Origin of the sequence: Ramlibacter sp. (genome assembly GCF_036676645.1) — a bacterium.
Taxonomy (GTDB): domain Bacteria; phylum Pseudomonadota; class Gammaproteobacteria; order Burkholderiales; family Burkholderiaceae_C; genus Ramlibacter.
Genome location: NZ_JAKFCM010000104.1, coordinates 42,855 through 55,436, shown reverse-complemented (window position 1 = coordinate 55,436; position 12,582 = coordinate 42,855). Strand labels below are relative to the sequence as shown.

At 70.3% G+C, this 12,582-nt stretch carries 11 protein-coding genes; 4 read left to right on the top strand and 7 right to left on the bottom strand.

Annotation, left to right across the window (positions count from 1 at the left end; translation table 11 throughout):
* Positions 1-20: 20 nt before the first annotated feature.
* From V6M57_RS15515 to apbC, 6 genes are all read right to left on the bottom strand, one after another.
* Entirely contained in the window at positions 21-227 is a 207-nt protein-coding gene (locus V6M57_RS15515; protein ID WP_332815902.1) for a formate dehydrogenase, read from the bottom strand.
* 180 nt (positions 228-407) lie between these two features.
* Entirely contained in the window at positions 408-1,082 is a 675-nt protein-coding gene (locus V6M57_RS15510; protein WP_332815901.1) for a TorD/DmsD family molecular chaperone, read from the bottom strand.
* Positions 1,075-3,165 carry a 4Fe-4S binding protein gene (locus V6M57_RS15505; RefSeq protein ID WP_332815900.1) on the bottom strand — a complete coding sequence of 697 codons (2,091 nt, stop codon included), beginning with the start codon at positions 3,163-3,165 and terminating at the stop codon, positions 1,075-1,077. The genes V6M57_RS15510 and V6M57_RS15505 overlap by 8 nt, the downstream gene beginning before the upstream one ends.
* Entirely contained in the window at positions 3,092-3,730 is a 639-nt protein-coding gene (locus V6M57_RS15500) for a DUF3306 domain-containing protein (RefSeq protein WP_332815899.1), read from the bottom strand. Before V6M57_RS15500 ends, V6M57_RS15505 begins: the two co-directional genes overlap by 74 nt.
* Positions 3,723-4,268, bottom strand: a complete 546-nt coding sequence (locus V6M57_RS15495; RefSeq protein ID WP_332815898.1) for a DUF3305 domain-containing protein — start codon at positions 4,266-4,268, stop codon at positions 3,723-3,725. Before V6M57_RS15495 ends, V6M57_RS15500 begins: the two co-directional genes overlap by 8 nt.
* A gap of 202 nt (positions 4,269-4,470) precedes the next feature.
* Positions 4,471-5,559, bottom strand: a complete 1,089-nt coding sequence (gene apbC, locus V6M57_RS15490; RefSeq protein ID WP_332815897.1) for an iron-sulfur cluster carrier protein ApbC — start codon at positions 5,557-5,559, stop codon at positions 4,471-4,473.
* Between the two features lie 158 nt (positions 5,560-5,717).
* Here apbC and metG point away from each other — a divergent pair, with 158 nt between their 5' ends.
* The gene (gene metG, locus V6M57_RS15485; RefSeq protein WP_332815896.1) at positions 5,718-7,829 is read left to right on the top strand and encodes a methionine--tRNA ligase; all 2,112 of its coding nucleotides are present in this window, start codon (positions 5,718-5,720) and stop codon (positions 7,827-7,829) included.
* A 10-nt stretch (positions 7,830-7,839) separates the two neighbouring features.
* Here metG and V6M57_RS15480 read toward each other — a convergent pair whose 3' ends face one another.
* Entirely contained in the window at positions 7,840-8,751 is a 912-nt protein-coding gene (locus V6M57_RS15480) for a LysR substrate-binding domain-containing protein (RefSeq protein WP_332815895.1), read from the bottom strand.
* 104 nt (positions 8,752-8,855) lie between these two features.
* On the opposite strand from V6M57_RS15480, the gene V6M57_RS15475 reads away from it, so the two are divergent.
* From V6M57_RS15475 to V6M57_RS15465, 3 genes are all read left to right on the top strand, one after another.
* On the top strand, positions 8,856-9,836 hold the full coding sequence (locus V6M57_RS15475) for a tripartite tricarboxylate transporter substrate binding protein BugE (RefSeq protein ID WP_332815894.1): 981 nt from the start codon (positions 8,856-8,858) through the stop codon (positions 9,834-9,836).
* An 8-nt stretch (positions 9,837-9,844) separates the two neighbouring features.
* On the top strand, positions 9,845-10,693 hold the full coding sequence (locus V6M57_RS15470) for an N-formylglutamate amidohydrolase (protein WP_332815893.1): 849 nt from the start codon (positions 9,845-9,847) through the stop codon (positions 10,691-10,693).
* A gap of 149 nt (positions 10,694-10,842) precedes the next feature.
* The gene (locus tag V6M57_RS15465) at positions 10,843-12,474 is read left to right on the top strand and encodes a SulP family inorganic anion transporter (RefSeq protein ID WP_332815892.1); all 1,632 of its coding nucleotides are present in this window, start codon (positions 10,843-10,845) and stop codon (positions 12,472-12,474) included.
* Positions 12,475-12,582: the final 108 nt, after the last annotated feature.

The window sequence follows — 12,582 nt, the reverse complement described above, 5'->3', positions numbered from 1 at the left end:
GAAGTCCCCTGGGTGAAGGGTTAGAGACGGGTGGTCTCGTAATAGCGCTTGACGTGCTCGGTGAGCCGGTAGCCGCCGCCCCGCTCGGGTGGCTGCGGCTGCGCGGCCGGCGCGCCGGCCTCCTGGCGGGCCGCGGGCAGCAGGCTGGCTGCGGCTGCAAGCGCGCCGGTGGTGGCGGCGCCTGCGAAAAGCGTCCGGCGGGAGAGCTTGCTCGGGGTTTTGCTCATGCTGTCTCCTTTACGCTGCGGCGAGGCAGGCCTATGCAAGCCGCAGCATAGCCATTTGCTGGGGCTTGAACACAGGGTAATTCCCAGCTACCAAAGTCTTGTATGCCCACGACAGGCCATCGTGCGAAGAGTGGCACTTCTGCGCCCCTGCCGGGGCTGTAATTCGGGTAAACCCGAGCTTCAGGCGAGAAGATCGAATCCCTGCTGCTCCACCTGGAAGAAGGCCTGCGAAAAGCCGGCCAGCGCCGCGTAGAGCCGCGCCGAAGGGTGGGCTGCGACCGCATGGCACATCTCGCCCACCCAGGGCTGCAGGTGCGCGGCGAAGAAGTCGCGCTGGCGCGCGAGGTTGGCGACCGCCGCCTCGCCATCCGCCGTACCGCTTCGCTGCGCAGGGCTATCGCCGGCCGGGGGCGGATCGTCGCCTGCGATGAGGTAGCGCATCACCTCGCACAGGTAGGCGACATGGTCCTCCGTCTCCGGCATGGTCATTTCGTCGCGCGTGAGGCCGAGCGCGCCCAGGTCGTCGCGCAATCTCGCCAGCGGCCGCTCGTTGAGGAATCCGGCCAGGTAGTGCGAGCCGAACAGGTAGCACTCGGGCTTGCCGACGCCGCCGAACAGCGCGTCGTACTCGGCCGCAGCCTGGGCGGCGGTGGTCTCGCGCGCCACGCCGACGAAGGTGCGCCAGGGCTCTTCCAGGAAAGCGCCGGCGGCAGGCGCCTCGGTCACCGCGACCTGCAGCCGGGCCAGCAGGTCCGCACCGGGCGGCGCGTACCAGAGCTGCGCCAGCAGGCCATAGACCTCGGCGCGCGCGGTCTCCTCGTCCAGCGCGGACGACACGGGAAGGGCTTCAGACATCGGTGATCTTCACCTCGTCGGTGGCGGAGTACAGGTCGATCACGCGGCAGTCGCCGCACATCTTCAGGCGTTCCAGCGCCGCGCCCTGGAACATGGAGTGGCCGGCCAGCCGCGCCAGCATGGACTCGATCGCCTTGCCGGTGCCGAAGGGCTTGCCGCAGCGGATGCAGGCATAGGGCTGGGCCTCGTTGAGCACGCGCGGCTGCTTGCGTTCCGGGGAGGCCAGCAGCCGCGGCTGCAGGACGATCGCCTTCTCGGGGCAGGTGCCGGCGCACAGCCCGCACTGCACGCAGTTCTTCTCGATGAAGCGCAGTTGCGGCTGCTGCGGGTTGTCCAGCAGCGCGCTGGACGGGCATGCCCCCACGCAGCTCATGCACAGCGTGCACTTGTCGGCGTCGACCGCCACCGCGCCGATCGGAGCACCGGCCGGCAGGACGATGGCCTCGGGCTGCGCCGGCGCCTGCTCGATCAGGTGGTCGATCGCGAGATCCAGCGTCACGCGCTTGTCGGCTGCAGCGGCGAACCGGGCCCGCTGCTGCGGCACCGCGCCCGTTCGCCGGGCGAGCAACTGCAGGTCCTGGTCCAGGTCGGTGGGATTGCGGCTTTGCACCAGGCTCAGGTGGCTGCCGGCGTAACCCAGCCCCTCGAGCATGGCCTGCGCCACCTGCATCTGCTGCTGCAGGGCCTCGAGGTACTGCGGGGCTTCTTCCCCCGTGGCCAGCACCGCCACGTGCGCGGCGCCCTGGGCCACGGCCGCCAGCCACAGCTCGATGCCCGTGCTGGCCGCGTGCCACAGCGGCACCGGGATCACGTTCGCCGGCACGCCTGCGGCCGCGCCCACACCTGCGGCGCGGCCCAGTTCCTCGACCAGCTCGCGCCCGCGCTCCTGCGAGTGCAGCAGCAGGATGGGCGCGCGGCCACCCGCCTTCTCGTAGGCGGACAGCAGCGTGCGGATCTTCGCGCCCTGGTCCTCCGGCCGTGGATAGGCATAGGTCAGGGCCCCGGTCGGGCAGACGGTGGTGCAGGCGCCGCAGCCCACGCAGAGGTGGAAGTTGACCTTGACCTGCTGGTGCGTCCGGTCGCTGCCGATCGCCTCGGCCGAGCAGACGTCCACGCAGGCCGTGCAGCCGGTGCGCCCGTTGCGCGAGTGCGCGCACAGCTTCTGCTTGTAGGCGACGAACCTCGGCTTGTCGAACTCGCCCACCAGGTCGCGCAGGCGCAGCAGCGTATCCAGTGCCGCGGCCCCGGCGGCCTTGGCCGGGGGCAGGTGGAAGTAGCCCTGGGGCGGCGCATGCTGCAGGAAGCCGGGCTGCTCGCGCAGGTCCAGCACCAGGTCGAAGGCATCGGTGTGCGATTGCGGTTCGCGCCCGAAATCGATGGCACCGGCGGCCTGGCACACCTTCACGCACTCGCGATGGCTCCGGCAGGCCTGCAGGTCGACCTGGTAGTCCAGCCCGATGGCGCTTTCCGGGCAGGCGGCGATGCAGGCATTGCAGCGCGTGCACAGGTCGAGGTCGATCGGGTTGTCCTGCGTCCACGCCAGCTGGAACGCGCCGAGCCAGCCGCGCAGGCTGTCGATGCGCCCGGCCAGCACCGGCCAGCGGCGCTCCTGCGAGCCGCTGCCGCCGGTGGACAGGAGGGTCGGCCGCAGGCCCTCGCCGGCCAACGCCGCGAACCGCTCGGCCTGCTCCAGCGGGCCGATCACCAGCAGGCGCGCGGCGCTGCTGTCGTAGCCGACGGTGGGGACCGGGTCCGGCTCGGGCAGGCGGGCGGCGGCCAGCAGGGCGGCGATCTTGGGGCCTGCCGCCTTCGCGTCACGGCTCCAGCCGCCGGTTTCGCGGATGTTGACGAAGCGGACCGGCGAGACCGCCCCTTCGGTCTCGCGGCCGAGTTCGCCGAACAGGCGCTTCTCCTGCGTACAGGCGACCACCACTTCCTCGCCGCTGCGGATGGCCTGCTGGAAGGCGGCGGCCTCGCGGCGGCACAGGGTGGAGTGAAGCGTCAGCTTCTCATCCAGAGCCCGCCCCAGGGCCTGGGGGTCCAGGGGCATCGTCCGGTTGCAATCGCAGATCAGCGTGGCCATGGTCGGGTCCTGCTTGTGGCGGCGGCCTGCTGGACTCATCGGCCGCCTGGTCTTCGCCCGACTGTGCCACGGATGCGCGGGTCGCGCCGTCCTCGTCTTCCCTTGGGCCGCCGGCCGGCTCGTCCTTGCGCTCCTCCTCGCGGAACAGGCCGAGGAATTGCACGCTGGCGAGTTGCCGCACGACCGACTCGGGAAGCGGATCGGGCTTGCCGTAGTCGTCGATGTAGACGTCGAGGCCGTCCATCACATTGAAGTGCGGGTCGGCGAAGAGCTTCTTCAGCGCCGCGTTCTTCACCTCGGGCGCGACATCGGGGCGCACGAAGCGCGAGAAGTCGGACGCGGGCGTCAGGAACTCGGTGTCGGCGACGGTGGGAGGCGGCCGTTGCTCGGGAGCGACTCCGGACTCCGGCAGGGGGGAAGCCTCATCCGGCCGCGCTCCGCCCAGGGGTTGAGGGACGGGCTCGGATGCGGGCACGGCGGCCGCGACCTTCTCCGGCTCTACCGGCTCGCCCTTGCGCACCGCCTCCTTGCGCCTGGACCAGCGGCCCAGGAACCCGTCAGCCATGGCCGCCGCCCCCGTACTTCTTCTCGGTGGTCACCGAAGCCGGGTTGCCGAAGCGGTCTTCCAGCCGACGGAAGCTTTCCGGGCGCTTGCGCTTGCGCGGTTCCGGCACGTAGTGCTCGCCGACGAACGCGCCCATCCATTCGACGACCTCGGCCGGGGCCAGTACCTGCTCCACGATCTCCTGCGAATCCAGCCAGCGGGCGCCCTCGTTGTAGCTCAGCGTCACGATGAAGGGCCGCGCCAGCGGTTCGGGCGCGACGCTCGCCTGCTCCTCCATGCGCCACAGCACGAACCAGCAGGGCGCCGGCGAGGTGATGTTCAGGAAATAGCCCTCGGCCTCGTCGCGGTAGAGCTCCACGCGCAGCCCCGGGTGCAGCCAGGTCTCGCCGCCCTCGTCCTGGTGGAGCCGGCGCGGCCCGGTTCCGAAGGCCTGCTCGTTGAGCACGACGTCGGCCAGCTCCCAGCGCCAGGGCTGCCACTGGCTGGCCTGGCGCACCTTGCGCATGACCACGGCGACGTCGATGTGGGGGCACTCCATGGCCCCATTCTGACCTGCCTGCCAGCCAGCGGAATGGGGGAATCCGCGGGGTCTCGCGCGTACGGCCCGGGCTCGATCGACCCGTGTGCCGCGCACCGCGGCCGCTCGCCCCTTCTGCCCAGGGCCTGCGGGCGGCTCCACGGAGGTCGGCCCGCGGCTGACCTCGCCCCGCCGGCGGGCTGCCGGGCACCGGCAGGCTTCCTCAGGTGGACTTCGAGACGGAGATGGTCGGGAACTTCGAGGAGAAGTCCTTCGAGCGGGCCGCGATCTTCACCGCCACCTGCCGGGCCACGTCCTTGTAGATGCCCGCCAGCCGGCCGTCCGGGTCGGACACCACGGTCGGCTTGCCGCCATCGGCCTGCAGCCGGATGCTGATGTCCAGCGGCAGCGCGCCCAGGTAGTCGAGGCCGCGCTCGGCCGCGTAGCGCTTGCCGCCGCCCTCGCCGAAGATGTGCTCGACGTGGCCGCAGTTGCTGCACACGTGCATGGCCATGTTCTCCACCAGCCCCAGGATGGGCACGCCCACCTTCTCGAACATGGTGACCGCCTTCTTGGCGTCGAGCAGCGCGATGTCCTGCGGCGTGGTGACGATCACCGCGCCGGTCATGGGCACGCGCTGCGACAGCGTCAGCTGGATGTCGCCGGTGCCGGGCGGCAGGTCGACCACCAGGTAGTCGAGCTCGCGCCAGTTGGTCTGGCGCAACAGCTGCTCCAGCGCCTGGGTGGCCATGGGGCCGCGCCAGATCATGGCCTCGTCCTGGTTGACCAGGAAGCCGATCGACATGACCTGCACCCCGTAGTTCTCCATCGGGTCCATGGTCTTGCCGTCCGCGCTGGACGGGCGCCCTTCGATGCCCATCATCATGGGCTGGCTGGGTCCGTAGATGTCGGCGTCGAGCACGCCCACCGCCGCACCCTCGGCCGCCAGGGCCAGCGCCAGGTTGACCGCCGTGGTGCTCTTGCCCACGCCGCCCTTGCCGGAGGCCACCGCGATGATGTTCTTGACGTTGGGCATCAGCTGCACGCCACGCTGCACGGCATGGGCCACCACCCGGGTCGCGACGTTGACGGAGACGTTGGACACGCCCGGCACCGATCGGGCCGCAGCCACCAGCGCCTGCCGCAGCGCCGGCACCTGGCTTTTCGCCGGGTAGCCGAGCTCGACGTCGAACGCCACGTCGCCGCCGTCGACCTGCAGGTTCTTCACCGCCTTGGCCGAGACGAAATCGGAGCCCGTGTTGGGGTCCTTCACGGCCGCGAGCGCGGCCAGCACTTGATCGGATGTCGCCATGGCCCCATTGTTGCAGGCCGCGGAAATGTCCCGGCCGGCAGCCCTTTGCGACGAGGGGACTACGCAAGAGCAGGCGAGGCCGCGGCGGGCCGGGGCGGCCGGGGGGTCGCGCGGGGCGGCCCGCCTAAAATCGCTGGTTCCCTCCGCACAGGCAACCCATGCGCCAGCGCAAGCTTTTCGTCACCACCGCCCTGCCCTACGCCAACGGCAAGTTCCACATCGGCCACATCATGGAGTACATCCAGGCCGACATCTGGGTGCGCCACCAGCGCATGGGCGGGCACATGGTGCATTTCGTGGGCGCCGACGACGCGCACGGCGCGCCGATCATGATCGCGGCGGAAAAGGCCGGCCAGACGCCGCAGCAGTTCGTGGCGGGCATCGCCGCCGGCCGCAAGGAATACCTGGACGGCTTCCACGTCCGCTTCGACAACTGGCATTCCACCGACAGCCCGGAGAACACCGAGCTGGCCCAGGGCATCTACAAGGCGCTCAAGGCCAACGGGATGGTGACCACGCGCACCATCGAGCAGTTCTACGACCCGGTCAAGGGCATGTTCCTGCCGGACCGCTACATCAAGGGCGAGTGCCCCAACTGCCATGCCAAGGACCAGTACGGCGACAGCTGCGAGGTCTGCAGCAGCGTCTATTCGCCCACCGACCTGATCGAGCCCTACTCCACCCTCAGCGGCGCGCGCCCCGAGCTGCGCAGCTCGGAGCACTGCTTCTTCAAGCTGTCCGACCCGCGGGTGGTCGACTTCCTCAAGGCCTGGACCCAGGACGGCAAGCTGCAGCCGGAAATGGCGAAGAAGGCCAGCGAGTGGTTCGAAGCCGGCCTGGCCGACTGGGACATCAGCCGCGACGCACCCTACTTCGGTATCGGGATCCCGGACGCGCCGGGCAAGTACTTCTACGTCTGGCTGGACGCACCGATCGGCTACCTGGCCAGCCTGAAGAACCACTTCGACAAGGGCCAGGCCAAGGATCACTGGCACGCCCCGTCCCGCACCGACGCCGGCTTCGAGCAGTTCGTGGCCGACCCCGCCGTGGAGCAGGTGCACTTCATCGGCAAGGACATCGTCTATTTCCACACCCTCTTCTGGCCGGCCGTGCTGCGCTTTTCCGGCCGCAAGTTGCCCAGCCAGATCAACGTGCACGGCTTCATCACCGTCAGCGGCGAGAAGATGAGCAAGAGCCGCGGCACCGGCATCGACCCGCTGCGCTACCTGTCCATCGGCATGAACCCCGAGTGGCTGCGCTACTACATCGCCGCCAAGCTCAATGGCAAGGTGGAGGACGTCGACTTCAATCCCGACGACTTCATCGCCCGCGTCAACGCCGACCTGATCGGCAAGTACGTGAACATCGCCAGCCGGGCCGCGAAGTTCGTGCCGGGCGGGGCGCTGGTGGGTTCGTTCGGCGGCGAGGAAACGCGCGCCACGCGGCTGGTCGACGAGGTGCGCAACCTGTACGAAGGGCGCGAGTACGGCAAGGCGGTGCGCGAGATCATGGCGTTCGCCGACGAGGTGAACCTGCGCTTCGACGCGGCGGCGCCCTGGAAGCTGGTCAAGGAAGGCAAGGCCGACGAGGCCGCGCTGGTGTGCTCGGAATGCCTGGAATCGTTCAAGGTCATGACGGCCTGCCTCAAGCCCATCCTGCCGGCGCTGGCGCAACAGGCGGAGGCGTTCCTGCAATGCGACCCGCTGGATTGGTCCAATGCGGCGACGCCGCTGGGTGCCGGACACCAGGTCGGGGCGTACAGGCACCTGATGCAACGCGTCGAGGGCAAGCAGCTGGATGCGTTGTTCGAGTTGCCGGAAGAAGCGAAGGCGGCAGCACCGGCGCCGCGGCCTTCCGCTACCGGCGCAGGCCGTGCAAAGCCTCCTGCCGCGGTCGGAGCGCACGAGCCGGGCGGCGAGGCGCTGGCGGCCGAAATCACGATCGACGACTTCGCCAAGGTGGACTTGCGCATCGCGAAGATCGTCGATTGCCAGCCGGTGCAAGGCTCGACCAAGCTGCTGCAGCTGACGCTGGACGTGGGCGAAGGCCGGCTGCGCAAGGTGTTCTCCGGCATTGCCTCGGCCTACCAGCCCGGGCAGCTGGCCGGCAAGCTCACCGTGGTGGTGGCCAACCTGGCGCCGCGCAAGATGAAGTTCGGCGTGAGCGAGGGCATGGTGCTGGCCGCCAGCCACGCCGACGAGAAGGCCCATCCCGGCATCTTCGTGCTGGAGCCGTGGGAAGGCGCCCTGCCCGGCATGCGGGTGCGCTGAAGCGCCGGCATCACGCCGGCGCCGTACCCTCACTCACCGCTGCCTGCTCCAGCACCCACTCGGAGAACCGCTCCGCAGCCGGGTGCGCGCCCAGCGCGCGGCGCCGGCACAAGTAGTAGCCGCGGCCGGTCGAGGCGGCGCCCGGCACCGGCATGGCCAGCCGGCCCGCCGCCAGATCGCCTTCCACCATGCACTTCTGCACCACCGCCACCCCCATGCCGCTGCGCGCGGCCTCGATCAGGTTCATCACCAGGTCGAAGCCGGTGCCGCGCCAGCCGGCGGGCAGTTGCACGCCCGCCGCCTGCGCCCACAGCAGCCAGTTGTCCGGGTAGTTCGAGTGGTAGAGCAAGGGTTGCCGCACCAGGTCCGCCGCCGAGCGGATGCGGGCGCCCACCGGCGGCGCGCACACCGCCACGATCTCGCGGCCGACCAGGTACTGCGCCGCGATCTGGCGCGGCCAGGCCTGGCCGCGCTGCGGCTTGAGCGCGATCCACAGGTCCACGTCCTCGCGCTGGAAGTCCTCGTCGTGGTGGTACTGGCGGAACTCCAGCTCCACTTCGGGATGGCGCGCACGGAAATCCTCCAGTCGCGGCATCAGCCACAGGTTGCCCAGGCTGGTCACGACCGACAGACGCAGCCGCAGGCGGTCGGGCTTGCGCCGCAGGTCCGCCGCGGCCTGCTCCAGCGCGGCCAGCGGTTTCTCGATCCGGCGCAGCAGTTGCGTGCCCGCTTCGGTCAGGCGCACGCCGGCGCCCGAGCGCGCAAGCACGTCCACGCCGAGCTGCTCCTCCAGCCTCAGCACGGCGCGGCTGACCGCCGCCTGGGTGACGAACAGGCGATCGGCTGCCTTGCGGAAACTGCCGGTTCGCGCCACCGCCACGAAGGCGTGCAGCTCCACCAGCGAAGGACTGCGAAGGGCCATGCTGCGATTACAGCATGTCATCACCCGGAGCCCAAAAGTCGTTTGCCCGCCGGAGCCCGTGCGCCTACCCTGCCGCGCAGTTCCAACCACCCCGAACCCCATCCATGAAGACCCGGCACTTCCTCAAGACCCTGGCCTGCGCGGCCGCCCTCGCGGCCGCCGGCGGCGTGCAGGCGCAGGCGAACTACCCCTCGCAGCCGATCAAGCTGATCGTGCCGTTCGCCCCGGGCGGCTCCACCGACCTGGCCGCTCGCCTGATCGCCGAATACGGCGGCCGTGAACTGGGCCAGAGCATCGTGGTGGAGAACAAGGCCGGCGCCGGCGGCTCGCTGGGCATGGAGTTCGTCTCCAAGGCCAGGCCGGACGGCTACACCCTGGGCATGGCCACCGTCAGCACCCACGGCAGCAACCCGGCGGTGTACGGCAGCAAGCTCAAGTACGACCCGGTCAAGGACTTCGCCCCCATCACCAACGTGGCCACCACGCCCAGCGTGTTCGCGGTCAACCCCAAGGTGCCGGCGCAGGACATGAAGCAGTTCATCGCGGCGGCCAAGGCCAACCCCGAGAAGCTGAGCTTCGCCTCGCCGGGCACCGGTTCGCTGGGCCACGCCAACATCGAGCACTTCATGGCGCTGGCGCAGATGAAGATGCTGCACGTGCCCTACAAGGGCGCGGGGCTGGCGATGAACGACGCGCTCGGCGGCCAGGTCGATGCGATCACCGACAACCTGCCCTCGGCGCTGCCGCACATCAAGTCCGGCAAGCTGCGCGCGCTGGCGGTGCTGTCGGAAAAGCGCTCGCCCGCGCTGCCCGACGTGCCCACCTACGGCGAGCTGGGCTTCCCGCAGATGGGCGGCGGCGGCTGGTTCGGCGTGGTGGCGCCGCAGGGCACGCCGCCGGAGATCGTCGCCAGGCTGAACCAGGCCTTCCACAAGGCCATGAAGAACCCCGAGTTCATTCGCAAGATGGACGAGTCGGGCGCGACGCTGATCCCCAACACGCCCGAGCAGTTCGGCCAGCAGATCCGCCAGGCGATGGAGCGCTACGCCCGGGTGGCGCAAATGGCGAAGATCACCATCGACTGAGCACGCCTTTGAGTCCCTTCACCCTGCGGCGGCCGACCGGCCCCGCGGTGCCGCTGGTGTGCGACTCGCCGCACAGCGGCACCTGGTACCCCGACGACTACCGACCCGCCGTGCCGCTGCCGCAGCTGCGCGGCGGCGAGGACACGCACGTGGATGCGCTCTGGGGCGCGGTACCGGCGGTCGGCGGCACGCTGCTGGCCGCGCACTTCCCGCGCACCTACATCGATCCCAATCGCAGCGAGGACGATCTCGACCCCGGGCTGCTGGACGCCCCCTGGCCGACCCCGCTGGCGCCCGGCGAGAAGACCCGGCTCGGCTTCGGGCTGGTCTGGCGCAACATCCGCGCCGGCGTCCCGATCTACGACCGCAAGCTCTCCGTGGCCGAGGTGCAGGCTCGCATCGAGCGCTGCTGGCGCCCCTACCACCAGGCGCTGGCCGGCTGCATCGAGCAGGCCCGGCGCGATTCCGGCGCCGTGTGGCACCTGAACCTGCATTCCATGCCCAACGACGCCTACCAGCGGCTGCAGATCGACAGCCCGCGCCCGCTGGCCGACTTCGTGCTCGGCGACCGTGACGGCCGCACCTGCGAGCCGGCCTTCGTCGACCTGGTCGAGCGCGAGCTGCGCGGCTTCGGCTACTCGGTGGCGCGCAACGACCCGTACAAGGGCGTGCAGCTGATCGAGCGCATCGGCCAGCCGCAACTGCGCCGGCACAGCCTGCAGGTGGAGATCCGCCGGCCGCTGTACATGGACGAGGCCACGCGCGAGCCGAACGAGGGCTTCGCGCCGCTGCAGGCCGATCTCACCCGGCTGCTGCACACGCTGGCCGGCTACGTGCGCGCGCAGCTTGCGCCTTGAGGGCGGGGGGCGCCCCTTAGAATCCGGCCCCATGGCGCCAGCGCCCATCCTGCCCCTGACGCGCCGCAGGCGCTTCATCACCCGGCTGCACCACTGCGGCCCTCCGGCCACGAGCTGAACACCCGTTCGTTCGACTTCCGGAGCCTTCCTTGCCCTTTTCCTTCGCCTTTCGCCCGCGCATCGCGGATGCGCTGCGCGGCTACGACCGCGACCGTGCCGTGCGCGACCTCGGCGCGGGTGCCACCGTCGGCATCGTCGCCCTGCCCCTGGCCATGGCCTTCGCCATCGCCTCCGGCCTGACGCCCCAGGCCGGCCTGTGGACGGCCATCATCGCGGGCCTGCTGATCTCGCTGCTGGGCGGCTCGCACGTGCAGATCGGCGGCCCGGCCGGCGCCTTCATCGTCATCGTCTACGGCATCGTCGAGCGCTACGGCGTGGCCAACCTGCTGATCGCCACCGCCGGCGCCGGCGTGCTGCTGTTCGCCATGGGCCTGCTGCGCCTGGGGCGGCTGGTGCGCTACGTGCCGGTGAGCATCGTGATCGGCTTCACCAACGGCATCGCCCTGCTGATCGCCGCGTCGCAGATCAAGGACTGGCTGGGCCTGGAAATCGAGAAGATGCCGGCCGACTTCTTCGCCCAGCTCAGGACGCTGGGCGCGCACATCGACAGCTTCAACCCCTATGCCTTCGGCCTGGGCATCGCCTGCTTCGCCGGCCTGCTGCTCTGGCCGCGGCTGTGGAGCGCCCGCTCGCCGGTGCAGCGGGCGCTGGACCTGCCCGGCCTGGACCGTGCCAGCGAGGTCGGCGCCCGCATCCCGGGCCCGATCGTCGCGCTGGTCACGCTGACGGCGCTGGCCTCCCTGCTGCAGTTCCCGGTGGAGACCATCGGCAGCCGGTTCGGCAGCATCCCGCGGGGGGTGCCGCCCTTCGCCCTGCCGGAGTTCAGCTGGGAGACGGTCAAGCTGCTGTTCTCGCCCATGCTCACCATCGCGGCGCTGGGCGCGATCGAGTCGCTGCTGTGCGCGCGGGTGGCCGACCAGGTGTCCGGCCTGCCGCGCCACGACCCCAACCAGGAATTGATGGCGCAGGGGGTGGCCAACTTCGTGGTGCCTTTCTTCGGCGGCATGCCGGCCACCGGCACCATCGCCCGCACGGTGACCAACATCCGCGCCGGCGGCACGACCCCGGTGGCCGGCGTGGTGCATGCACTCACCCTGGCCCTGATCGTGCTGCTGGCCGCTCCGCTGGCGCTGCTGGTGCCGTTGTCGGTGCTGGCCGGCATCCTGTTCTTCGTGGCCTGGAACATGGGCGAGTGGCGCGAGTTCGCGCACCTGCGCCGCCACCCCACGGACTACCGGCTCAAGCTGCTGGGCACCTTCGCGCTGACCGTGGTGTTCGACCTCACGGTCGCGGTGCAGGTGGGGCTGCTGGCGGCTTGCCTGATGTTCATCCACAAGATGAGCGCGCTGTTCAACGTGGAGCGCACTGGACCGGACGATGGCCGCATGCACTACAGCCTGTACGGCTCGCTGTTCTTCGGCGCGACGGCCAGGATCGATCCCATCCTCGACGCGGTGGAGCACGGCCCCGACGGGCCGCAGGTGGTGCTGGATGCGCAGCACCTGGTGCACATGGACTCCTCCGGGCTGGACACGCTGCGCCAGCTGCACAAGGCCGTGGCGCAGAAAGGCGGCACGCTGCGGCTGGACAACCTGCACGAGCAGCCGCGGGAACTGATCGAGCAGGCGGGATTTGCGCAGGAACTGGGCATCGCCGGCTGACTCGCGCCGGGAGGCGCCACCCCACCAGGCATGTCATTGCGGCCTCGGGCCGCAATCCATCACCGGCACCCTGGACGCGTGCAACCGCTCGCAAGCCGCAGGAGACGG